Source organism: Flavobacteriales bacterium (assembly GCA_019694795.1).
GTDB lineage: Bacteria > Bacteroidota > Bacteroidia > Flavobacteriales_D > UBA2798 > UBA2798.
The window spans coordinates 30,147-54,977 of the sequence record JAIBBF010000004.1 but is presented as its reverse complement, the minus strand read 5'-3'; the positions used below and the strand labels follow the sequence as shown (position 1 = coordinate 54,977).

Sequence of the window (24,831 nt, the reverse complement as noted above, 5' to 3'; positions counted from 1 at the left end):
ATCACTTACGCGCAGCTGCCTGCACTCGAATTTCTTTCAGCTTCTCCATAGCGATTATAAAAAACACCATGAAGAAAAACGATGAAACCGTAGAAATGAAAACAATCAACCAGCGAATGGGATACGATTTTTTTTCTGCCGGTGCAGCGGGTTCCGATTCAAAGTGGTGAGAAATGGTAGCAAATGCATCGGTCCGCGCCTGGAGATACGTCCCTTCCATTTCATCGAGACGCATATTTTTCAATTCCCGTTGTTCGAGGAAGGACGAATAAGCAGCGCCGTATTTTTTATTCAGGTTAATTTGTTCTTCCATTTTGCGCACAGCTGTTTCGTTGCGCGACTGGATAGCGTTGGCTTGTCCTTCATACAATGCCGCAACACCCGCAGAACTTCCGATAACACCCATTTCACCTAATTTGGTAAGGGTATCATTGAGTTGGTCCACATCTGCTTTTAAAGCCAGATATTCTTTCTCAATAATGCGAAAAGCCTCGCCACCACGTTCGTGAAGCATTTTATTTTTGGCAGAATCCAGCAAACTGGCAATATCATTTGCAATTAGAGCAGCAGTATCAGGGTCATAATCGAGCACATCAATGGTAACCGATCCGTAACGCGTACGCGAACATTTTACATTTTCTTCATATTCCTTGATCAGTGTTGTGTATTTGTATTTGGAACTTGTATCGATATCATAATGCTTCATGAGATCGTACTTCGTAATGATCCGGTTGCGGATTTCGGCTGAATTTAAAATTTGAAGCATTTGTTCTGCTTCCTCTTCTTCCCCAAACTGAAGCACACCCTGTGATGGGTTTAACATTTTACCGGTAACCACCGAATTGGATTTAGCCGGGAAGATCACTGCGGTGGATTTATACTTTTCGCGGATCATCAGCGCAACCACCGAAGAAACAACAACAGTAGCAGCACAAACGATAGCAATTTTCCATCTCCAGTTCCAGATCAGAATAAGCAAAGAATCAGAGCTAAAATTACTTTTAGGGGTAGAGGAATCCATTAGTTATAGCATTTAAGGCGCCAAAAATACGGAAAAAGGCGGTTTTTATTGCCTTAAAGCGGAATTGATATTAAATCCATCATTTCCTTTATCTTCGCACCAATGAGAATCGCAGTTAACGCCCGCTTTTTGCTCCCCGGAAAAATGGAGGGTTTTGGCTGGTATTCCTATGAAACACTGCGAAGAATCACTACTGCACATCCGGAACATGAGTTTATTTTTCTTTTCGACCGGGCCTACGATAAAAAATTCATCTTTTCCGATAACATCACACCGGTGGTGATTGGTCCGCCTGCTCGTCACCCTTTCCTTTTCTATTGGTGGTTCGAATGGTCGGTAGCTTCTGCGTTGAAGAAATATAAAGCGGATGTATTTGTTTCTCCCGACGGATATCTGTCCCTACGAAGCCATGTTCCTTCTCTAGCTGTAATCCATGATCTCAATTTTGAGCATTATCCGAAGGACCTGAGTTTTCTGGTGAGGAAGTATTATCGTCACTATTTCCCCCGTTTTGCACGAAAGGCGAAGCGGATTGTAACGGTGAGTGAATTTTCGAAAAAGGACATCATTGAACAATATCACATTGCTCCCGATAAAATTGATGTGGTGTACAATGGAATCAATGAAGCACTAACTGCCATTCCGGAAACGGAAATTATCCGCTATCGAAATACCATCACCGGAGGTGCCCCCTATTTTATTTTTATCGGAGCACTTCACCCACGCAAAAATCTGGCCCGTTTGTTTAAGGCATTTGATGCCTTTTGCAGCAGCGAAAAAGGAGAAGAACACCTGGTGATTGTTGGAGAAAAATATTTTTGGAACAAAGAAATTTCGGAAGCATTCAGCCAGATGAAGCATCAGGACAAAGTGCATTTTACGGGACATCTCCCTGTAAAGGATTTAAATTGTGCATTACAGGCAGCGCGATCGATGGTTTTTGTCAGCGTATTCGAAGGCTTCGGATTACCATTGGCAGAAAGTATGAAATGTGGTGTTCCGGTTATCGCCGCCAACACGAGTTGTTTACCCGAAATCGGAGGAGATGCCGCACTGTATTGCGATCCCTTTTCGGTTGAAGCCATTACAGAAGCGATGATACGGATGTCGACCGATTCCGAATTAAGAAGAAGGCTGATTGACCGCGGACTTGAACAGAGTAAAAAATATTCCTGGGATGCGTCAGCAAAAGGATTGTGGAACAGTATAGAACAGGTGTTACATGCTTAAATCGAACTATACCAACGATCGAATTGAAGCAGGTTGCGACGAGGCAGGAAGAGGATGCCTTGCGGGACCAGTGGTTGCTGCTGCTGTGATTTTACCTCCTGGATTCAAGCATAAATTATTGAACGACTCCAAACAGCTGAATGAAAAAATCAGACTGGAACTTCGTTGGGAAATCATGGAAAAAGCCACGGCATGGGCCATTGGGAGTTGTAGTCCGAAAGAAATCGACCAGATTAATATTCTCAAAGCTTCTTTTCTGGCCATGCACAAGGCCATTGACCAATTAAAACAAAAGCCTGAATTATTACTGATCGACGGAAACCGATTTACGCCCTATCCGGGAATTGAGCATCATTGCATTATTGGAGGAGATGCCAAATATTTATCCATTGCTGCCGCTTCCATTCTGGCTAAAACAGAACGGGATATGCTAATGGAAAAATTGCATGAAGAATTTCCGCTGTACCACTGGAATCAAAATAAAGGATACCCAACGGCGAGTCACCGCAAAGCCATTGAGCGTTTCGGCTCATGCATACATCACCGGAAAAGCTTCACCTTATTACCACCGCAGTTGAGTCTCGATATTTAAGTCTCCTGCTAACATCATTTTGTTTATACTCCGTTTCTTTTCCGTCCATTCCATTGGGAATAGCCTTTTATTTTTGATCATCCCCTATTCTCATGAACAGAAAAATAGTAAACAGCATACTTTTATCCTTACTCGCCATTGTTACGATATGGCTGGGTTTCCGCTTATTTAACCGGATTTCGCACCCTAAGGCGGATCCGATGGACGCTGTGCCCTGCTCTGCTGCAGTAATTATTCAGAGTGAACATCCGCTTGAACTATGGAAATCGCTGGTTGAAGGAAATTTAATGTGGGATGATTTACGTGCAGTTCAACCTTTCACAAAAATTCATAGTACCGGAAAAAAAATTGATTCACTGTTTTTAAATAATCCTGAATTTGCTTCATGGATTGCCGATAAATCACTGATCATTTCGCTGCATCCCGCAGGTAACGCCGGAGCTGATTATTTAATTTCGCTCCGAAAAGGGAATAAGTCCGACGAAGAAATTCTGAATTTGATTGATCAGTGTACAGGAACAAAAAGTGTAACAGAAGAGCGGAAATTTCAGGCAGAATCCATTCGGAAAATAAAAATCGGAAATGAAGTTTTACACCTCTTGTTAAAGGATGATTTTATCAGCATCGCTTCTTCCGGATCTTTGATTGAGGAAGTAGTGGCTCATCTTGAAAGCGGTAAAAAAATTCAAATGGAAGATGGCTGGAAAAATGTGGCAGAAACATCCGACTTAACCGCCAAAGCCAATTTTTATATTCACCATCAGAATTTCTCCTCGCTGGTAAATTCCTGGCTGGCGTCGGATTTAAAAAATTCCTGGCAGGAACTACAACCTTATGGAAAATTCTCAGCGCTGGATCTCAATTTCAGTTCTTCTACATTTTCACTTAATGGTTTCACCTTTGCCGATTCCAGTGGCGGATTTCTCTCCCTCTTCGAGCATCAACAAGCACAAGATTTTCAATCCTCCAAAATACTTCCCGAAAACACTGCGGGATTTCTTTGGTTAGGAATTAACGATGGAGAAAGTTTTTATACCGCCATCGAAAACCGATTGAAAATTAAAGGCACTTTAAATCAACATCAAAAAGAAATTAATCAGTTTAATTCCGACTTCGATGTGAATTTAAAACGTCAGCTTCTCTCCTGGGTAGGGAATGAAATTGTGTTGTTTTCGGATGGAACGGATAACAACGACTCCTTGCAGGGCGATTTATTTTTAGCTATAAAAATCAATGAGATTTCTGATCCGCTCGAAGAGTTAAATGAATTAAGTATTAAACTCGACAGCAGCAATAATAAGGCACAATTGGACGGAGGAATGGAAGTGCGGAGATTGAATGCGGATGATTTATTTTCCATGTTGCTTGGTGATGTATTTTCCGGCATTGATCGTCCCTGGTACATGCGGGTGGAAGACTACATGATTTTTGCCAATTCATTACCGGCCATTCAACGTTACCTGAAAGATATTTCTACAGAAAAAAGTCTGGCCAAAAACATCACTTATTACAATTTTGTATCAGAAAATTTATCTGATAAAGCCAACATTACTGTATATGCAAATCCTTCACGAATTGGAAAAATTTTAAGTTCAATTCTTTCTCCGAAACATGCCTTGTCCTTTTCAGAACAAGAAGGATTAATGAAAAAATTCGATGCCTTTGCCTGGCAGTTAAGCAATGCCAATCACCATTTGTTTTACAACAATGTGTTTTTAAAATTTAATCCCGGCGGTAAACAGGATTCCAAATCATTATGGGAACTTGCATTGGATACAACGGTTAGCAGTAGTCCCGTACCGGTTCGCGATCACATGAGTGGACAAAAAGATTTATTTGTTCAGGACGACAATTACACGATTTATCTGATTTCAAGTAAAGGGGAAGTCCTTTGGAAAAAAGCATTGGAAGAAAAAATCAGAGGAGATATTCGTCAGATTGACTTTTTCGGTAATGGAAAATTACAATTACTATTCTGTACCAGTAATCAACTCCACCTTATCGATTTAAAAGGCAATTACATGAGCGGATTCCCTGTTCGGCTTAATGGCGACGTAAGCGGAGAAATCGGCGTTTTCGATTATGAATCCAATCAAAATTACCGCATTCTTATTCCGCTTGGAAATAAGATTGTGAATGTGGACAAGGAAGGAAAAATAATTACCGGATGGGAATTTGAAGGAACCCAATCCACCATTCGCCAGGCACCTGCATTTTTCCGCTGCGAAAACAAAGATTATCTCTTTATTACGGATATACACGGCGACATACATATTGTTGACCGCAAAGGGAAAACGCGTTACAATTTAAATTTCGACCTTGAAAATCTCTCTCAAAATCAAGTATTGATTCGTCAGGGTTCTACCATTGAAAGCACGAGTATCATTTATTCGGATTCGACCGGAAAAATTTACAGAAGGTACTTCAATGGTAATGCAGACACAGCAAAAAGTACAGCGAGGAGTCCAAAACACTTATTCCGCATCGAAGACCTGAATGAAGACGGAAAAGAAGACATTATTCTGCTCGATTCCAACAAAGTAGAATTTGTAGAATGGAATGGAAAAGTATTGGGCCGTTATTCATTTGCCGATGAAGTGAACCCGTTACTGATGAGTTTTAAAATGCCCGACGGTTCGGTGAGAACGGGATTAATTTCGAAAGCAATCGGTGAAATTTATTTGCTGATGGGCGACGGAACCATGCATCCTAAATTCCCACTCAAAGGAACTACTTCGTTCATAGTGAGCGACATTAACAACGACGGTAACTTTGAAATTGTAACCGGAACTGGTTCCAGAAGGATAATTTGCTATTCTTTCAATTGAGAGATTCAACTGTTTTATTGAGGATTTAATCCAAAAATAACTCCTGTTCAAAGGAATTTCACCTTGTGAATGAAGGATTATTGTTATTTTGGCTCCATCTCTAATACGCGATTATGAAAAAATTACTTGCCCTTGCATTGATTTTAGGGAGTTCCGGGATTTCCATTGCACAGGATTTTTTGGGATTTTCTAACTCCAATTATGCCGGTGTTTCCGGTTTAGATCTTCAGCCCGCCTCGGTGATTGATAACCGATTAAAAACTGATGTTTCTCTATTTGGATTCAATGTATCTGCTTACAACAATTACATCGGTTTAAAACCGGGAGCATTGCTCAATAACGGAACGCTGTTTAAACCTGATATGGTCAATTTTAATGACACTGCATTTCAGCAAAATTATCTCAACGAGCGTTATACCGATATTCCGAAAGCAGTTTATTTCAGCACGCAAATACAGCTTCCCTCTTTCATGTTTCAACTCAACAGAAAATCTGCTTTGGCATTTACGTGGAGAGTCAGAACAATGATGAACATTGATGGAGTAAGTAAAGAACTTGCGCGTTTATCGTACAACGGACTTGATTATCCTTCTCTATGGAATTTACTCCACTCAAGCAATAATTTATCCTTACAAGCGATGAGTTGGGCAGAATATGGTGTTACTTACGGAAGAGTAGTCATCGATAACGGTGAACATTTCCTGAAAGTGGCAGGTAGAGTAAAATTATTGCAAGGATTAGGTGCTGCTTATATGTACATGGATAATGTAACATTTCAGGCATTAAATTCAGACACCATTCAAATCACCAGCAACGGAAGAGTTGGATACGGTCACTCTACCAATTTCGAATTTGAACAAGAAAAAGTAAAATACAAATGGGTATCGAATTTTTCTGTTGGATTGGATTTAGGTGCTGTTTACGAATGGAGACCAAATCATGCCGAATACAAATACGACATGGATGGAGAAACCAATTTAGGAAGAAGAGACCTGAATAAATACAAATTGAGAGCCGGTTTGTCGATCATCGACCTCGGTGGTATTAAATACAAAAAAGGAACATTGTCGAACGACTTCCAAACGAACTCAAATCTGTGGAATGTTAGCGCAATGAAATTCGATTCCTTGCCTCCCGTGCAATCATTCGATGATACTTTGATTAACCGGTTTGGACAATTATCTGATGGCAAAGAAACATTTACAATGAATCTTCCAACAGCCATTTCTGCTCAAATCGATTATAACATCTGGAAAGATTTCTACATCAATCACACCACTTATTTCGCATTCCAATTCAAGAAAAACGAAAACAAAGTTCACGACATTACCACATTCAGTATTACTCCGCGTTACGATCATCGCTGGTTCGGTGTTTTTGTTCCGGTGAGTTATAACATGATGGGGAATTTTGCAATTGGTACCGGTTTACGTCTCGGACCATTAACGTTTGGAACTACCAACCTTGCTCCGATTATGCAATACATCAAAGGAGACGGAAATGGTAAAAAAGATACCTATGGAGCAGACTTTCACGTGGTGATGAAAATTCCTATTCCGTACGGAAAACCAAAAGATAAAGACGGAGATAAAGTATCTGATAAAAAAGATAAATGTGAAGGTGAAAAAGGTGTATGGGAATTCGCTGGTTGTGCAGACCGTGATGGTGACCATATTCAAGATTCGAAAGATGCATGTCCGGATGAACCGGGATTACCAGAATTCAACGGATGTCCGGATAGAGATGGCGACAAAATCATCGATAGCAAAGACAACTGTCCGGATGATGCAGGTACACTCGAGTTTAATGGATGTCCGGATAAAGACGGAGATAAAATCATCGATAAAGAAGATGAGTGTCCTGAGGTTCCTGGGGTTCTTGCATTCAAAGGTTGTCCTGACACCGATGGTGATGGAATTCCTGATCCGAAAGATGATTGTCCGACCACTCCAGGTTTAACTGAATTTAATGGTTGTCCCGACACCGATGGTGATGGTGTACGCGATATCGACGACAAATGTGTTGCGATTCCTGGTCCGATCAGAAACTTTGGTTGTCCGGAGAAAAAACTTCAAATGTTGAATTCTGCCAATGCCATGTTGGAAGAAGTAAATGTGGAAGATGGTAAATTCAATTTCACGAAGGACATCGATAAGAAAACCTATAAATTCCGCTTATTGGGAACTGCAGTTGATACGATTACTGAAGTTTACATTACAGGTCCGAATCTCCGTGGTAAAGTGGCCAATAAAAAGGGTCAGTACTTTATGTTCCCGCAGGAAGCTGCTCCGGTTGAATTAACTGCAGAAGAAGCTGCCGTTGTGAAAAAAGCCTTCGATAATCTGGAGTTTGCTACCGGTAAAGACATCATTAAAGCTGAATCGCTTCCATCGTTAGAAGAGCTTGCAGCACTGATGAAAAAATATCCGGGTTGGAAATTGAAAATTGAAGGTCATACCGACAACGTTGGTAATCGCGAGAAAAACCTCAACCTTTCCAAGAAACGTGCAGAAGCGGTGAAGAAATACCTCGTTTCAAAAGGAGTTCAAGCCACACGTTTCGATGTGAAGTATTTTGGTCCGGACCGTCCGATTGCACCAAACGACACCGAAGAGGGACGTCAGAAAAACCGTCGCGTAGAAATGACTATTGTCGAATAATAAATCACTTCATACACTTAAAAAGCCCCGCAAGTGCGGGGCTTTTTCTTTTTGGCTCTTTTTACTATTTTTAAGAACCAGTAAACGACTATGAAAAAGAATCTGAATATTATTCTACCTGCTGTTCTCCTCTCCCTACTTTTTTCCTGCGGAGGAAATAACGATAATCCGGAAACGGACTCAAACCAAGGAGAAAAAAAAGAAAATGTAAAAAAGGCTTATTTCGATACAGAGCGTTTAACCGGAATGTATATTGGGGATTTTGGTAAATCGACCCTGATATTACAAATCAATTATGCGCAGGGTAAAAATGCTTCAGGATTTAATATTGTTCGTGGTAACAAGCGAAACATCAAAGGGAGCATTGAGCAAAAAGGGAATCTCTATCACTTTATGCTCAATGAACCAGGGAATGATGAATTCGATGGTAAATTTGAATTCGACATCGACACAACTGATTTTTCATTGAGTGGAAAATGGATTCCGAACAATCCGGATAAAGCCAGTATTAAAGAGTTTACCCTTAAGCGCACAGAGAAGCGACCGATCAATGAAGGATTTAAAGGCGACTGGTCGGGTCACCTCGAAGAAATTAACGGAACATTAAGCATCAAAGCGAACTCAACGGTTACATTTCACGGTTCCTACTACATGGAGAATCATGATCCGGAATATGAAATTGTTGACTTAACCGGCAGCTATATTCAGGAAGAGGATGGATCCATAACCGTAGAATTCAGCAAACACAAACGCCTGAAAAAATCGCAATTCCATTTGAAAATTACGATGGATGAAGATATGGGAATGGAAATGGTGAAAGATGGAAGTGTTGCAGAATTTTACCCATACGGTTACTGGTGAGAAATTACCTTCGCATAGGGACAAAAACAGTAATCATTCTTGCCATTATTACATTTAGTGTGATAATGTTTATGATTTCGCTTCCATATTTCTCCATGGAACGAAATGCGGATATTCCATTTCTAAAAACTAAATTGAATGTTTACCATATTTCCTATTGGAGAACAGGTTTCTATATTCATGTTTTCACCAGTGTATTGGTATTAATCGCAGGTGCAACTCAGTTTTCATCCACTATTTTATCACGCTTTCCCGGTACACATAAAGTGATGGGATACATCTATATCATCGTACTCCTTTTTTTTAGTGGTCCGGGTGGATTTGTAATGGGAATTCATGCCAATGGAGGTCCACCCGCACAAATGAGTTTCATGATGCTCACTCCCCTATGGATCATATTCACGGCTATGGCCTGGTACTATGTGATAAAAAAAGATTACCTCGCGCATGGCGAATTTTTACTCCGCAGCTATGCACTCACCTTTTCTGCCATTACCCTTCGTTTGTATTTATTGGTAATCAATCATTATCATTTTGGCTGGAAACCCGTAGATAAATACATCATTGTTTCCTGGATGAGCTGGGTGCCCAATCTTATTCTGGCAGAAATTCTTATCAGAAGAGGAATTATCAAAAACTTGCTAAAGCGAAGAGCCGAGCTTAAAAACAAAAACTGATTTAACAGTCAGAAAACACTCCCCAGCAAATAATTAACGATATTTGCACCATACAATTAATCGCCATGAGAATTTATTTTTCTGTTCTTCTTTCCCTTTTATGCGGATTTTCATTTGCACAAAAAAAGCAACCGAAACTGATCGTTGGAATTGTGGTAGACCAAATGCGATACGACTACCTTGAACGCTTTCAATCGAAATATTCAGCCAATGGATTTGTCAAACTCATGAACAAAGGCACCAATTGTAAAAACACCAATTACAATTACGTTCCAACCTATACCGGACCGGGACATGCCTCAATTTATACCGGAACTACACCTGCAGTTCATGGGATTATTGCCAATGACTGGTTCGACAGGAATGAAGGCGGAATGGTGTATTGTGCGGAAGATAAAAGTGTAAGTTCAGTTGGAACCCAAAATAATGCCGGACAAATGTCGCCCCGCAGAATGCTAAGCAGCACCATAGGCGATGAATTAAAAATTTCGAGTTTAGGCAAATCGAAAGTAATCGGAATTGCATTAAAAGACCGCGGAGCTATTCTGCCGGCCGGACATGCTGCTGATGCGGCTTATTGGTTTGATGATGAAACAGGAAATTTTATTACCAGTACTTATTATAGAAACGACTTACCAAAATGGCTGAGCGATTACAATAATAAAAAGAGAACCGATTATTTTTTGTCTCAAAATTGGACCACCCTGCTTCCCATTGAGCAATACATAGAAAGTTTGCCCGACGATAACAATTACGAAAGCATTTTAAATGGCGAAACCAAACCTGTATTCCCTCATCAACTACCTGAAATTTTAAAAGCCTATAATGGAAATAAAGGCATCATTAAAACAACTCCATTTGGAAATACAATCACCAAAGAAATGATGTTTGCCGCTATAGAAGGAGAACAATTGGGCAAGGATGATGTCACCGATTTATTATGTGTCAGCTTTTCTTCTCCTGATTATATCGGACATTATTTCGGACCAAAAAGCATTGAAACCGAAGACTGTTATTTGCGTCTCGATCTGGAGATTGCTGAAATACTCAGTTATCTGGAAAAAAATATCGGAAAAGATAATTTTATTTTATTCCTCACAGCCGATCACGCAGCCGTGGATGTTCCGAATCATTTAAAAGATAATAAGATTCCTTCCGGATATTTAACATTGAATAATCTGACCAATGAATTAAATAATTATTTACTGGAAGAATTTCCATTGAATGATCCATCGGAACGCTTTGTTAAAGCAATTGCCAACGGACAAGTATTTTTTAATCTGGAACTTCTGAAAAAAAATAAAATTGAACGCGAAGCCATAGAAATTAAAGCCGCCGAATTTTTAAGAACCATTCCCGGAGTGGCCAATGTATTAACACGGCACAATCTGCTTTATACGGAATACACCATTGGCATAAAACGTTTAATTCAATGTGGTTTTAACGAATTAAGAAGTGGAGATGTGATCATCAATATGCTTCCGGCATGGGCAGATTACGGTCCGAAAGGAACAACGCATGGTTCTCCTTATTCCTATGATACCCATGTTCCTCTCCTATGGTACGGTTCGGAAATTGCAGTGAGAGATCATATGGAGTCGGTAATGATCACTGATATTGCTCCAACTGTTTGTATGATGGCGGGAATTCCTTATACCAATGGAAGCACCGGTAAACTCATCCCCTGCCTCATTAAGTAATTATTCTTTGATGAAGAGGAATTGACTTGACTTTTGATCCTGACTAAAGATAAAAAGGTAAGTTCCGGATTCCCATTCGGAAATGGTAATATCCAGTTTGTTTATTCTGTTAGCACTGGTAGAATAAATTAATTTTCCATCTACCGTATACACATTTAAACTTCCCGAGATTTCCGAATTATTGGTGCCACATAATGTGACATTGCCGGATCCCGGATTGGGATATAGAAGCAGGCCATCTTGTGTATCGTTTTCAAATTGAATGGCACGAACCTGTGAAAATTCAGATGCGCCATTGAAATCTTGCTGACGTAAACGGTAATAATTTATTCCTTCTGCAGGATGAACATCCAGTGATGTATAATTGCGAACGATATTGGAATGACCGGATCCCGGTACTTGTCCAAAAACTTCCCAATGCTGTGCATCAGTACTTTTTTGCAACTCAAAAAAATCATTATTTGTTTCGGAGGCAGTGGTCCAGTTTAAACGAACAAACTCTTTCTCACGTTCCACATCGAAATAAAGCATTTCCACAGGCAATGGAGTTTGCAATGCATTAACCGAACCCAATGTAAAACGATCGCCCGCTTGAAAATCGACATTGGTGAATGTTACAACACCAGAGGAAAATGATCCCGTTTGTGGAGTGATATCATTATCAAAAAAACCATCTCCGTCACGGTCGATCAACAAACGCAAGTCAGTACCTACCACCGAAGTAAAAGTAGATACATCAAAGGCAAGCGTAACAGTTCCTACATCACCTGTTTCATCCACTCTCCAAATCCGGTTTAAACGCGATTGAATGATGGTGCCGTCTACATCACTGGTATTGTTATTTACGATAGAACCATTATCATGTCCCCATAATAAATACTCATTATTGCTCAATGCCGAAGGATTCGAAATGCGCACGAAGGATGTTCCCTGTGCATCGTCGACATATTCAGTAGGTAATCTTCTGCCTATTCCCGCCACTTCATGATCATAATTACCATTAGCCGGTGTATCCATGCTGTAATAATCATTTGCTGATAGAGCGATATTGTATTTTGCCGACAAGTAATTATCTACAATGATTCGTTGTGTTTCGGTAAGCGCCACACGAAAAATAATGATCTCAGATATGTATCCGTCGAATGCACGATTATCACCCACGTGTGTTGCTCCTACAATTAGCGGTGATGCATAATCGGGAATGGTAGATCCGGATTCTGTTGCGGTAACTAATAAGGAAGAAGCTAAATAGACTTTCGAACGATTGGGTGCCGATAATGTTCCGTCGTACAACAACGTGTGCAAATAATTATTTCCGGAAGTAAAGGCTGTTGGATTAGTGGAAAAGCGATTATCATTACTGATAATATCGGTCCACATATAATTACCGGTATAATAGAAAAACATGTAGGCCTGATTCACGCCAACGTTTGTCCGTTTTGCCACAATGCTTCGCGCATTACCGGAATTGCTATTCGGACGAGTAACTGTAAATATGGTTAGCCCGTTGGTATTATCAAGTGTACTGTTATCGGCTCCGGAGAAAAAATCGTTTTGGCCTGAGGTGCTGTTATTATCAAACAGAATGGAAGGATAACCATTCATGATATTGGTCCGGTAAGTGGGTTGTTGTGCAGCGGTGGATTGAGATACATCATTCGCGTTCCCGGAACCATCGCCCCAGGAACTAACTGCTGCTGCATTGGTGGTGGTACTGGTTCCGGCATCCGCACGCAACCAGAGTGCATTGCTGCTGGTATTCCCGATACCACCGGGACCCGTTTGCGCAACTAACAATGGCGAGCAAAACGTAACTGCAAAGAATAAAACTACCGACTTCATTAGGGATAAAAATAGTCAGGCTAAATTAATCCATAATACCAAGCCATGCAAACCCTAAAACTATTTGGGAATCAATGTAATACACGGGATTATCATTTCCTCCAATGAAATTCCGCCATGCTGGAAAGTTCCCTGATAAAAATTCACAAAGTGATTGTAGTTATTCGGGTAAACGAAAAACTTATACTCTTTAGCGAAAACATAAGTGGTACTTACATTCAGTTTTGGCAAAAATGCATCCGCCGGATTTTTTACTTCGAATACGTCTTTCGAATTATAATTTAAATTCTTGCCTTGTTTATAACGGAGGTTGGTATTCGTGTTGCGGTCGCCAACAATTTTGCTCGGTTCCTGTACATGCACCGTACCGTGATCGGTGGTAATAACCATTTTAATTTTTTTCTCCCCTATTTTTCGCATCAGTTCGAACAATGGAGAATGCTCGAACCAGCTTCTGGTAATGGAGCGATAGGAAATTTCGTTATCGGCGAGTTCACGAATGACTTCCATATCCGTTCTTGCATGCGAAAGCATATCGACGAAATTGTACACCACCACATTGAGCTGATTCCCCAATAAATTATTGAATTGGTCCACCACTTTTTTCCCTGCATTCAGGTTAGTGATTTTATTATAGGAAAACTTAACGTTTTTCCCCAGCATTTTTAATTGTCCTTCCAGAAATTCCTTTTCGAAATTATTTTTTCCACCCTCATCATCATCGTTCATCCACATACTCGGATATTTTTTCTGGATTTCAGAAGGCATTAATCCCGCGAACAATGCATTACGTGCATATTGGGTAGCCGTTGGAAGAATAGAGAAATACAAATCCTCTTCCGATTCGGTGAAAAACTCCATTAAAAAGGGACGAATCGCTTTCCACTGATCGAAACGAAGATTATCAATAACAATTAAGAATACGGGTTCTTTTTCGATGTCGGACAAACATTTTTTCTTGAGCAGGTTGTGCGACATTAACGGTACATCGGAAGATTTCCCGTTCACCCATTCGAAATAGCGATCGGCCACAAAACGTGAAAACAAATTATTGGCTTCCACTTTTTGCATTTGAAGAATCTGATGTAAACCGGGGTCACTTACCTTTTCTAATTCAAGATCCCAATACACCAAACGACGAAACATACTTTTCCATTCATCCACCGATTTCAGGTTCCCCAATTCTATTCCGATATTGCGAAACTCCTGCTGATAATTCATGCTGGTTTTTTCTGTCACCAAACGCTTCGAATCGAGATTTTTCTTGATGGATAATAAAATCTGATTCGGGTTGACCGGTTTAATGAGGTAATCGGATATTTTTCCACCAATGGCACTTTCCATAATGGACTCCTCCTCACTTTTGGTGATCATTACCACGGGAACATTCGGATGAAGCGCTTTAATTCGCTCAAGGGTTTCCAATCCTGTTAAACCCGGCATGTTTTCATCAAGGAAAATAATATCGAAATTCTTTTTGCGCGATTGTTCCACCGCCTCTGCCCCATTGTTCACCGTAGTGACGGCATAGCCCTTTTGTTCCAGAAACATCACATGTGGCTTTAACATGTCAATTTCATCATCAGCCCATAAAATTTCGACCTTTTCCATTTTTATCCGATTACGATTGGTAAATATACTATCAAATACGCATCTCCGGATGATTTATTGTTGAGTGATTCTGTATATATTTGATTTTCCCTTTTGCTATGGCACATAACAAGAAAAAAATATTCAACGATCCCGTTTATGGTTTTGTTACCATTCCTTACGATTTGTGTCTGGACATCATCGATCACCCCTACTTTCAGCGCTTGCGCCGGATAAAACAATTGGGAATGTCGCACATGGTTTATCCCGGTGCACTGCATACCCGTTTTCACCACGCAATGGGTGCCATGCATCTCATGACCCAGGCTATTGAAACTTTACGTTCCAAGGGAAACAGCATTAGCGACGAAGAAGCAGAAGCGGTAACCGCAGCTATTTTATTGCATGATATAGGACATGGTCCATTCTCCCATGCTTTAGAAAACACCATTGTAGAAGAAGTACATCATGAAGAAATATCACTGCTCTTCATGGAACGATTGAATGTGGAATTCAAAGGCAAACTGGACCTTACCATTAAAATATTCAACAACACCTATAAAAAGAAATTCCTGCACCAATTGGTGAGTTCGCAATTGGATATGGATCGTCTCGATTACTTAAACCGCGATAGTTTTTATACCGGAGTTTCAGAGGGAGTGGTTGGAAGTGAACGGATCATAAAAATGCTCGACGTACACAAAGATCAACTTGTGGTGGAAGAAAAAGGTATTTATTCCATTGAGAAATTTATCGTTGCTCGTCGCCTTATGTACTGGCAGGTTTATCTGCATAAAACCGTTGTGGCGGCGGAATTAATGTTGATTAATATTCTTAAACGCGCCAAAGAACTGGCGATGAAAAAGAAAAAACTCTGGTGCTCACCTGCACTGGAAACCTTCCTCTATAACCGCTTTAACCGTATCGATTTCGACATGGATCAAAACTTGCTGGATACCTTTGCCAGTTTGGATGATTATGACATCATGAGCGCTATTAAAGCCTGGATGCATTGCGACGACCGTATTCTGAAAAAACTCTGTACAGATTTTATCAATCGGAAATTATTCAGAATTCGGTTGGAAAAAACAAGCATTAGTAAGGAGCAAATTCAGGAACAAAAATCACTGGTGATGAAACGATTTCACTTTAGTGAACAGGAAGCCGGATATTTTGTTGTTTCGTCCTCAATAACCAACAACGCCTACAACCCCAAAAGCGATAAAATTTACCTGCTGTTTAAAAATGGTCAACTGAACGATATTGCTGAATCTTCGGACAACCTCAATATTTCTGCCCTGGCCAAGCCGGTTAAAAAACATGTATTGGCGGTAGTACGCTGATTATTTTTTCAGCGCCATTAAAACGTCCCTGAGTTCATCCGGTTTTTGAGTACCGATTAAAAGCTTATGCTCATTTATAAACACAAGCTGGATTCCGATATTTCCACTCACATTTAAAGCCTGATTTTTTCGCCATCCCCTCAATCCCCAGCCTCCGTATTCGGCAAGGGGACGATATTGCCTTATTTCAATCGTTTTTATTTCCTTCCAGCTATAGAAACGAGGTTTGATCAATAAAGGAAAGTACTTCACAGAAATTCCTTCGGCATCTACCTTTGTTTCCAGTCGCATCGTAAAAAAGAAATAATTAAAAATACCCAGGAAAATAAGTAAAACCAGGAGTCCCGTATCATTCATCGGATGATTTCCAAAAGGGACATCAAAAATCAATTGGGATACTGCTCCATAAGCGAATAAGGCGTTGATAAAAGTCATTAATCCAATAATCCACCACTGGCGGAAATATTGTTTTTCGGTAAAAACGGAAAAAGAGGTCATACTCCTTCTACGTAAATGCATACCCTACGGTTACTTTACGAAAACTAGATGAATGACTGCGTTTAATCAAATGGAGAACTCCCCTTTAAATGCCGGAATTATTTTTAGTCCATGAAATACAGCTGCCTGATTTTGATTTCTCTGATGTTGTATTCCTGCAAGGGAAAAACAAGTGAGATTCATCCCTCTTTTTATTATTGGAAAACCAATTTTGAATTTAGTGAACAGGACTCCATCCTGCTGGCAGAAAATCAGGTAGAAAAACTCTATGTGCGCTTTTTCGATTTGGACAACAGCTCCTATTACTGGCGGGAACTGGAACCGACGGGACGCTTACGGCAATCTCAAAAATTCCCTTCCACGCTCGAAATTGTACCGGTTGTTTATATCGACAACAATGCCCTTGACAATACGCAAGCGGAAAAGATGGGCGAATACGCAGAAAAAACCTATGCAAAAATCATCCGAATGCATCATCGGCAATCACAAAGTCCACTGCGTGAATTGCAATTCGATTGCGACTGGAACAACTCAACCCGTGATAAATATTTCTATTTTCTAAAAGAAATACGGAAACTCAATCCCGGACTAAAGCTCAGCTCCACCATACGCCTTTACCAATATAAATACCCCGAAAAATCCGGAATTCCTCCAGTAGATAAAGGCGTGCTGATGTATTACAACATGAGTGATCTGCGAAAATCCGGAACCAAAAATCATATTCTCGATCACGAAGAAGGGAGTTTGTATTTGAATACCAATGAGGAATATCCCATTCCACTCGACATCGCCTTGCCGATCTATAGTCAGGGTGTAGAATATGATCAGGAAGAATTTTTCGGATTAATCCGCGGTGAAGAAATGGAGAAAATGATCAACAATGGCAACCTGGTTCCAATTAATACCAACGAATACAAAATTGAAAACAATTTTGGCAATGAACATATTCCCGAATACAGAATTGGGAATACCATTCGCTATGAAACGGTAAATCCTTCTACCTTAAAAAAAGCTGCGGCTGAACTCGCTAAGCAATTTCCGGAATCGCAGGTGATTTTTTTCGATTTACAAGCCATGAATTATAAAAATTATTCAAGTCACTATTTCCATGAAATTCAAAATCTTTTTATTCAGTAATTTTGTATTATTCCATTCCCTTGTTCAGGCATGCGGATGGTGGCCTACGCTGGAAGAATACCGGTTTGGATTATTTAGTCCGTTTAATGCCTACCACAAAGAGTTTTACGGACTAAGTTTTACTTCGGAATATTATCAGGACCGGAGCAACTCGTTCGGTATTGAACACGACAGAAATCTGAATATTGAGGAGTGGCAAAAATTATCAGGAGCTGAAAAAAAAGACATCGATTTTATCATATACCAGAGTGATCCCTCTGCCTTCGACCGGGAATCGGAATTCAACCAACGTTATTCTGACAATACATTTTTAAAGTGGTTAAATCAACGACCCGAATACCTTGAATATTTCCGCGCAGCGAAGTCGACCGAGGTAATTTATTCCATTTACATGGATCCCTGGGAAGAAGATATTCGAGATGATTTTGAAGCGAATGGAAATTTACCGCGGATTGTACAGATGGACGCTATGCCGGATGAGAATCTAAAAAAACGCTATGCATTTCTGGTCATAAAAGAAGCCTTTTACATGGGCAACCCTGAAAAAACCATTATGATTTATGAGCATTTTTTTAAAGGAAAAACGGCAACAAGTATTATCGATTATTGGGCTAAATATTATAGCGCTTGTCATTATTTATCACTTGGAAAAACCGAAGAAGCTCATCTGCTTTTCAGTGAAGTATTTGTGCATTCTGCCGACAAACGAATTGCTGTATTAGAAAAATCTTCGCAGGAAGAACTCTCGGAATTATTACAAAAAACCATCAATCCAGTAGATAAATTTAATATCCGATGTTTAATGGCAGCAAAAAGTCCGCGCCTGTGCACCGATTTACTGGTACAAATTGCCGCATTTGATATTCACTCACCCATGACGGAGTTTTTGTTTTACAGAGAAATTGCGAAATATGAGGACTTGATTTTCACGGAAAAAATTTCAGGTTTCCCTTCCTTCGGATCGGAAAGTCGGACTAATTACTACTACGTAGAGAAAAAAGGAGATCCTGAACTTGAGAAGAAATTAATTCGTGAAGAATTAACTCAATTTTTGAATCTGCTGATTAAAATTCAACGAAAAAATTCTTCCGATTACTGGAAACTCGCCTTAATTCACACTGAAGCTTTAGCAGGAAAAACAGAATTTACCTTCGAAGAAAATCAATTCTATTCCAACAACAGCGATAATCCGTTGTTTTTGCAAATGCAAATTACTTTGTGGATGACCAACTCGCTAACGAAAAACGCCGGTGCAAATGAGGGTTTAAATAAAGCAGTGATGATTATTGATTATATCAATCATCATTTGGAATTAGGTCAGAGTTCATTTATAAAAGACCGTATTCTGGCCTGGCAGTTTTACATATTTCACCACAAGGGAATGAAAGCGCATGCTGCATTAACACTTAACAGGTTATGCAATTTTTCACTTTATTATCCGATTTCGGAATGGACACCTGCATGGGGTGATTATGGAAAAAGATATTTAATGGCAGAAGGCACTGAAGAAACTGCCAAAAACATGTTATTGTTATTGCAATCGAAGAATACGAGCGACAAAGGATTAAATTTTCTATTGGAAGAAGTGAGAAGAAATCCGGTTGAACGAATGATCATGCTCGATTATACGGGAAGCCTGATGATGCGCTATGGCAAATACCAATCGGCCCTTAATACCTGGAAAGAAATACCAAAACCTTATTGGAAAAACGAAAACTACAGCTATTATTTAGCCTCCGATCCCTTTCGGGTAGTTCCGGGCGACATGCATCGTTCAAGAAATTTGAAACATCCGCTCAGCAAACCAAAAATCGCCCGCGAATTATTGCGTATTGAAAAGGATATGCATTCGACCGACAGTACAAAAATTCTTAGAGCATTAAAACGAAAAGCAGCCTATGCTTTTAACACCACCTATTATGGAAATTCATGGATAATGAATAAAATGAGCTGGTCGAATTATGAATTAATGGAAAACAATTCCTTTGGCATCAACTATTACACCTGCCGCGAAGCTGATTCGCTTTTTCAATTATACTATTTGCTGAGTCCACAAAAAGAAGAAAAAGCATTTGCTGCGTTTATGCTGGCGCGCTGCGAAAAAAACAAGTGGTATTTTCAGCACTATCACAGAGGTGGCGAAACAGAAGATTCTTTTTATTATCAAAAATCGAAGTGGGTAAATGTGATCCGAAAACATCACGAAAATTCAGCCTTTGCACAGTCACTTTACAGCTCATGCTGGGGAAGGGAAGCCTATTGGAAAAATTTCAGTCAGTGGATTCCCTGATTTTTAAAGGAAAAAAAGGGTTAATCCTGAGGTAAACTATCGTCTTAATTTCTATTTTTACTTCCTGTTGCCGATCATTTTTCGGTTAATGCTCATTTTCAAGACGATAGTATGGAGTTTACCGCCCAGCAAATTGCAGGAATTCTAAACGGAACCATCGATGGTGATCCCTCAGCGGCTGTCAGCAATCTTTCCAAGATTGAGGAGGGCCAACCCGGGACCCTTACCTTCCTGGCCAATCCGAAATACACCGATTACATTTATACCACCGGTGCAAGCATCGCCATTGTAGCGCGCGATTTTACCGCAGAGAAGGAATTGCCTTCGCAGTTAACCCTCATTCGCGTAGATGAGCCCTATTCCTGTTTTGCAAAACTGCTTGAAGTTTACAATCAGGTGCGTGGTGATAAAAAAGGGATTGAACAACCTTCTTTTATCGATCCAACGGCCACCCTTGGTGAAGATGTTTACATTGGAGCATTTGCGTATGTGGGTAAGAATGTAAAAATCGGAAAAGGAACTAAAATTTATCCGCAATGTTGGCTGGGAGATAATGTCACCATTGGTGATAACACCACCATTTACGCGGGAGTAAAAATTTATCACGATTGCAAAATCGGAAATCAGGTTACGGTCCACGCTTCGACCGTTATTGGAGCCGATGGATTTGGATTTGCACCCAACAGTGAAAACAACTATGCAAAAGTTCCGCAAATCGGGAATGTTGTGGTGGAAGATCTGGTAGAAATCGGATCGAATGTTTCCATCGACCGTGCTACATTGGGATCTACCTACATCCGCAAGGGTGTTAAAATTGATAATCTCATTCAGATAGCGCACAATGTGGATATTGGTGAAAATACAGTGATCGCTGCTCAAACCGGTGTTGCTGGAAGCACCAAACTGGGGAAAAATATGATGGTCGGCGGACAAGTCGGAATTATTGGTCACCTCAAAATCGCCGACGGTGTAAAAATCGCGGCGCAGTCGGGGATCGGACAGAACATCGACACACCGGACTCCATCGTACAGGGCTCACCGGCATTCTCCATTGGCGACTATAAACGGTCCTATGTCCTTTTCCGTTCGCTCCCTCAATTGAAAGAACAAATCAGTAATTTAGCCAAGGAATTAAAAGCACTCAAACAAGACCCCAATCAATGAAAGAATTACAGCGCACCCTTAAATCTTCGGTATCGCTTAGTGGAATCGGACTTCACACTGGTGCAAAAGTGAATGTTACTATTTTGCCCGCTGCAGAAAATCACGGATATAAATTTCAGCGCATCGATGTAGATGGAAAACCCATCATCAAAGCAGATGCTGATTTGGTGATTTCAACCGAACGGGGAACAACACTTGAACAAAACGGAGTGCGTGTTCACACCACCGAACATTTACTGGCTGCACTATACGGAATGCAAGTCGATAACGCACTAATCCAAATCGACGGACCTGAAATTCCGATTATGGACGGATCCTCTCGTCCCTTTGTCGACGCTATTGAATCGGTGGGATACCAGGAGCAAAACGCAGAGCGCGATTATTTCGAATTCAAAGAAAATTTACCCTGGGAAGATCTTGAAAAAGGTATTGAAATGTTAGCTGTGCCTGCCGATGATTTTCGTTTAACGGTAATGGTCGATTATAATTCACCAGTGCTTGGTACGCAACATGCCACCATGTACAACATTGCCGAATTCAAAGAACAAATTGCCTCCTGCCGCACTTTTGTTTTTCTTGGCGAATTAGAACAGCTTGCAAGAAGAGGATTGATTAAAGGTGGTGATCCGGATAATGCCATCGTACTGGTAGAACGCGAAGAGGTAAGTGATAAAGAATTAAAAGAACTAGCTCAATTACTCGGCAAAGAAGATTTACAGGTTCAGATTAAAGGAATCGGTGTATTAAACAACACCAAAATGAAATTCCAAAACGAACCGGCGCGACATAAATTACTGGATATCGTTGGCGATCTTGCATTGGTAGGAAAGCCGATTAAAGGACACATTCTCGCTGCTCGTCCAGGACACAGTGGTAATGTTTCATTCGGAAAAATCATTAAAGACATCATGCGTGCCGAAAAAAAATCGGGCATCGTGAAGCATTTCGATTTAACCAAAGAACCTTTATTCGATATCAACCACATCAGCAAAATGCTGCCACATCGTTATCCGTTTTTATTGGTAGATAAAATCATGTCGATGTCGGAAGACGGAATTGTTGGTGTAAAAAACGTCACGTTAAACGAACCTTATTTTCAGGGACACTTCCCCGGAAATCCGGTAATGCCGGGTGTTTTGCAAGTTGAAGCAATGGCCCAGTGTGGAGGAATATTTGCATTGAGCACCGTACCCGATCCGGAAAACTGGTTGACCTATTTCATGAAAATCGACAGCGTAAAATTCAAACGCAAAGTAATTCCGGGAGATTCGGTGGTATTTGATTTAAAATTATTAACCCCAATACGCCGGGGAATTGTGCACATGCAGGGAACTGCGTATGTAAACGGACAAGTTGCCAGTGAAGCAGAAATGATGGCTCAGATCGTGAAAGAAAAAAATCTATGAGTACTCCAGGACCCAATATTCATCCCAACGCAAAAATCGGAAAGGGAACCGTTGTAGAACCATTTGCAACCATTTACGATGATGTTATCATTGGAGAAAATTGCTGGATTGGTCCGAACGTAGTCATTTTCCCCGCATCGCGAATCGGTAATAACGTGAAAATATTTCCGGGAGCGATTATTGGTCCCGACTCACAAGATTTAAAATACGCCGGCGAATACACCACTACCGAAGTGGGCGACAACACCGTAATTCGCGAATACGTTACCATCCACCGTGGTACGAAAGACAAAATGAAAACAGTGGTGGGATCGAATTGCTTATTGATGGCCTACGTTCATGTGGCCCATGATTGCATCGTAGGAAATCACGTCATTATTGCCAACAGTGTCGGATTAAGTGGTCACGTTACCGTTGACGACTACGCGATCATCGAAGGAATGGCTGCCGTGCAACAATTCATCCACATAGGCGCTCATTCATTTATCGGAGGTGGCACTATGGTGAGAAAAAACGTTCCTCCATTTGTAAAAGCTGCACGCGAACCTATCAGTTTCATTGGTGTAAATTCGGTTGGACTCCGCCGCAGAGGATTTTCTGATGCACAGATTGCATTGATTGAAGATATATACCGTGTGATTTACGTTCAGAACAGCAATGTTTCTTCGGCATTGAAAATTGTGGAATTTGAATTACCCGCCTCTCCGGAAAAAGACCAGATTGTTGATTTCATCAAGGCATCAACAAAAGGAATTATGCGCGGAATTTCCTGATTGCAATCCCTGAATTTTGACTATCCAACTCGAAAACATAGGAAGAAGATTCAACAAAGAATGGATTTTCAGAAATGTTGATACGACATTCCAACATGAAAAATGTTATGGAATCATTGGCGGAAACGGATCCGGAAAATCAACTTTTGTACAACTTATTTCCGGATTTTTAATTCCCTCAGAAGGAAAAATCATTTACGAATCGGAAAACACCATTATCCCATCCGAAAACATTTTTAAGCAACTCTCCTTCGCTTCTCCCTTCCTGGAATTATACGATGAATACACGGCAGAAGAACTCTTTGCTTTCCAGAGTAGCTTAAAGCCCATGAAAAAGGGAATAGATAAAAAATCATTTATCGAGCTTCTGGAATTAAGCAACATCAAAAATAAAGCACTAAAAAATTATTCATCGGGGATGCGTCAACGTGTTAAGCTAGCATTGGCCATTTTAGCCGACACTCCACTTTTATTATTGGATGAGCCTTGCACAAATCTGGACCGCAATGCCAAGGAATGGTATAAGAATCTGCTTCGTGAACACAGTGGAAAGCGATTAATTTTTGTATCGAGCAATAGCGATGATGATGAAATGTTCTTGTGTGATGAAATCATGAACATCGAAAATTATAAAAGAAAAATTTCCTGATTCCATGTTCGAAGAAGAAGGTCGGAAAAAAATCAGACTCACGCCCGAACAAGCAGCTATCCGAATCAGGAATTACTGCGCCTACCAGGAAAGGTGTCACCAGGAAACCCGCGATAAATTATACGATTATGGACTGCATCAACAAGATGTTGAGCAAATCATTTCGCAATTAATCAATGAAAACTATTTAAACGAAGAACGCTTTGCAGAGGCATTTGTCAGCGGAAAATTCAGAATTAAAAAGTGGGGGAAAAATAAAATTCTGCTGGGACTCAAATCAAAAAAAATATCGGAATACTGCACCAAAAAAGCGATTCAGCAAATTGATGGAGAGGAATACGAAAAAACGCTTTTGGAATTAAGCAGAAAGCGATGGAAATCTGTTAAAGGCGAACAAATCTACATCCGTCAGAAAAAAGTCGTTGCCTGGTTAATGAGCAGAGGCTATGAAAGCGATTTATGCTGGTATGCCGTGAAGTTAATTACAGAACAAGAGAGACCCGCATAGGACCGGACTACCTCCTCCAAAAACCGGTCGCTCGCGGATCTCCCCTCCTGTTGCTTGTTATC

Annotated in this window: 19 protein-coding genes; 15 read left to right on the top strand and 4 right to left on the bottom strand. The window is 40.4% G+C overall.

From position 1 onward, the window contains the following. Position 1 precedes the first annotated feature (1 nt). Entirely contained in the window at positions 2-1,021 is a 1,020-nt protein-coding gene (locus tag K1X56_02830) for a hypothetical protein (GenBank protein MBX7093630.1), read from the bottom strand. Positions 1,022-1,123: 102 nt separating this feature from the next. On the opposite strand from K1X56_02830, the gene K1X56_02825 reads away from it, so the two are divergent. From K1X56_02825 to K1X56_02795, 7 genes are all read left to right on the top strand, one after another. Beyond that, entirely contained in the window at positions 1,124-2,251 is a 1,128-nt protein-coding gene (locus K1X56_02825) for a glycosyltransferase family 4 protein (protein MBX7093629.1), read from the top strand. Next, positions 2,244-2,843, top strand: coding sequence for a ribonuclease HII (locus tag K1X56_02820; GenBank protein MBX7093628.1), 600 nt, complete (start codon positions 2,244-2,246; stop codon positions 2,841-2,843). Before K1X56_02825 ends, K1X56_02820 begins: the two co-directional genes overlap by 8 nt. Before the next feature lie 92 nt (positions 2,844-2,935). Then, positions 2,936-5,671 (top strand): hypothetical protein, encoded by a 2,736-nt coding sequence (locus K1X56_02815; protein MBX7093627.1) that lies wholly within the window; start codon positions 2,936-2,938, stop codon positions 5,669-5,671. A 113-nt stretch (positions 5,672-5,784) separates the two neighbouring features. Then, positions 5,785-8,331 (top strand): OmpA family protein, encoded by a 2,547-nt coding sequence (locus K1X56_02810; protein ID MBX7093626.1) that lies wholly within the window; start codon positions 5,785-5,787, stop codon positions 8,329-8,331. Between the two features lie 90 nt (positions 8,332-8,421). Beyond that, complete coding sequence (locus K1X56_02805; GenBank protein ID MBX7093625.1) at positions 8,422-9,192, top strand: hypothetical protein; 771 nt, start codon at positions 8,422-8,424, stop codon at positions 9,190-9,192. Further along, on the top strand, positions 9,189-9,869 hold the full coding sequence (locus K1X56_02800) for a DUF2306 domain-containing protein (GenBank protein ID MBX7093624.1): 681 nt from the start codon (positions 9,189-9,191) through the stop codon (positions 9,867-9,869). Before K1X56_02805 ends, K1X56_02800 begins: the two co-directional genes overlap by 4 nt. A gap of 65 nt (positions 9,870-9,934) precedes the next feature. Then, positions 9,935-11,569: an alkaline phosphatase family protein gene (locus K1X56_02795; GenBank protein MBX7093623.1), complete on the top strand. Its 1,635-nt coding sequence runs from the start codon at positions 9,935-9,937 to the stop codon at positions 11,567-11,569. Here K1X56_02795 and K1X56_02790 read toward each other — a convergent pair whose 3' ends face one another. After that, positions 11,570-13,411, bottom strand: a complete 1,842-nt coding sequence (locus K1X56_02790) for a T9SS type A sorting domain-containing protein (GenBank protein MBX7093622.1) — start codon at positions 13,409-13,411, stop codon at positions 11,570-11,572. It abuts the gene before it with no gap. A 60-nt stretch (positions 13,412-13,471) separates the two neighbouring features. Further along, positions 13,472-15,022: a PglZ domain-containing protein gene (locus K1X56_02785; GenBank protein ID MBX7093621.1), complete on the bottom strand. Its 1,551-nt coding sequence runs from the start codon at positions 15,020-15,022 to the stop codon at positions 13,472-13,474. 98 nt (positions 15,023-15,120) lie between these two features. Between K1X56_02785 and K1X56_02780 the strand changes: the two genes are divergently transcribed. After that, complete coding sequence (locus K1X56_02780) at positions 15,121-16,344, top strand: HD domain-containing protein (GenBank protein MBX7093620.1); 1,224 nt, start codon at positions 15,121-15,123, stop codon at positions 16,342-16,344. On the opposite strand, the gene K1X56_02775 is transcribed toward K1X56_02780, so the two are convergent. Next, complete coding sequence (locus K1X56_02775) at positions 16,345-16,575, bottom strand: hypothetical protein (protein ID MBX7093619.1); 231 nt, start codon at positions 16,573-16,575, stop codon at positions 16,345-16,347. It lies immediately after the preceding gene. Between the two features lie 378 nt (positions 16,576-16,953). On the opposite strand from K1X56_02775, the gene K1X56_02770 reads away from it, so the two are divergent. The 7 genes from K1X56_02770 (at position 16,954) to K1X56_02740 (ending at position 24,769) form a co-directional block, all read left to right on the top strand. Continuing rightward, positions 16,954-17,979 (top strand): hypothetical protein, encoded by a 1,026-nt coding sequence (locus K1X56_02770; protein MBX7093618.1) that lies wholly within the window; start codon positions 16,954-16,956, stop codon positions 17,977-17,979. Next, complete coding sequence (locus tag K1X56_02765) at positions 17,951-20,269, top strand: hypothetical protein (protein MBX7093617.1); 2,319 nt, start codon at positions 17,951-17,953, stop codon at positions 20,267-20,269. The genes K1X56_02770 and K1X56_02765 overlap by 29 nt, the downstream gene beginning before the upstream one ends. A 111-nt stretch (positions 20,270-20,380) precedes the next feature. After that, positions 20,381-21,433: a UDP-3-O-(3-hydroxymyristoyl)glucosamine N-acyltransferase gene (gene lpxD, locus K1X56_02760; protein ID MBX7093616.1), complete on the top strand. Its 1,053-nt coding sequence runs from the start codon at positions 20,381-20,383 to the stop codon at positions 21,431-21,433. Beyond that, on the top strand, positions 21,430-22,839 hold the full coding sequence (locus K1X56_02755; GenBank protein ID MBX7093615.1) for a bifunctional UDP-3-O-[3-hydroxymyristoyl] N-acetylglucosamine deacetylase/3-hydroxyacyl-ACP dehydratase: 1,410 nt from the start codon (positions 21,430-21,432) through the stop codon (positions 22,837-22,839). Before lpxD ends, K1X56_02755 begins: the two co-directional genes overlap by 4 nt. Continuing rightward, positions 22,836-23,612 carry an acyl-ACP--UDP-N-acetylglucosamine O-acyltransferase gene (gene lpxA / locus K1X56_02750; GenBank protein MBX7093614.1) on the top strand — a complete coding sequence of 259 codons (777 nt, stop codon included), beginning with the start codon at positions 22,836-22,838 and terminating at the stop codon, positions 23,610-23,612. The genes K1X56_02755 and lpxA overlap by 4 nt, the downstream gene beginning before the upstream one ends. Positions 23,613-23,628: 16 nt before the next feature. Further along, a complete protein-coding gene (locus K1X56_02745; protein ID MBX7093613.1) occupies positions 23,629-24,261 on the top strand; it encodes an ABC transporter ATP-binding protein in 633 nt (210 codons plus the stop codon). 4 nt (positions 24,262-24,265) lie between these two features. Continuing rightward, positions 24,266-24,769: a RecX family transcriptional regulator gene (locus K1X56_02740; protein MBX7093612.1), complete on the top strand. Its 504-nt coding sequence runs from the start codon at positions 24,266-24,268 to the stop codon at positions 24,767-24,769. The last annotated feature ends 62 nt before the right edge of the window (positions 24,770-24,831 follow it).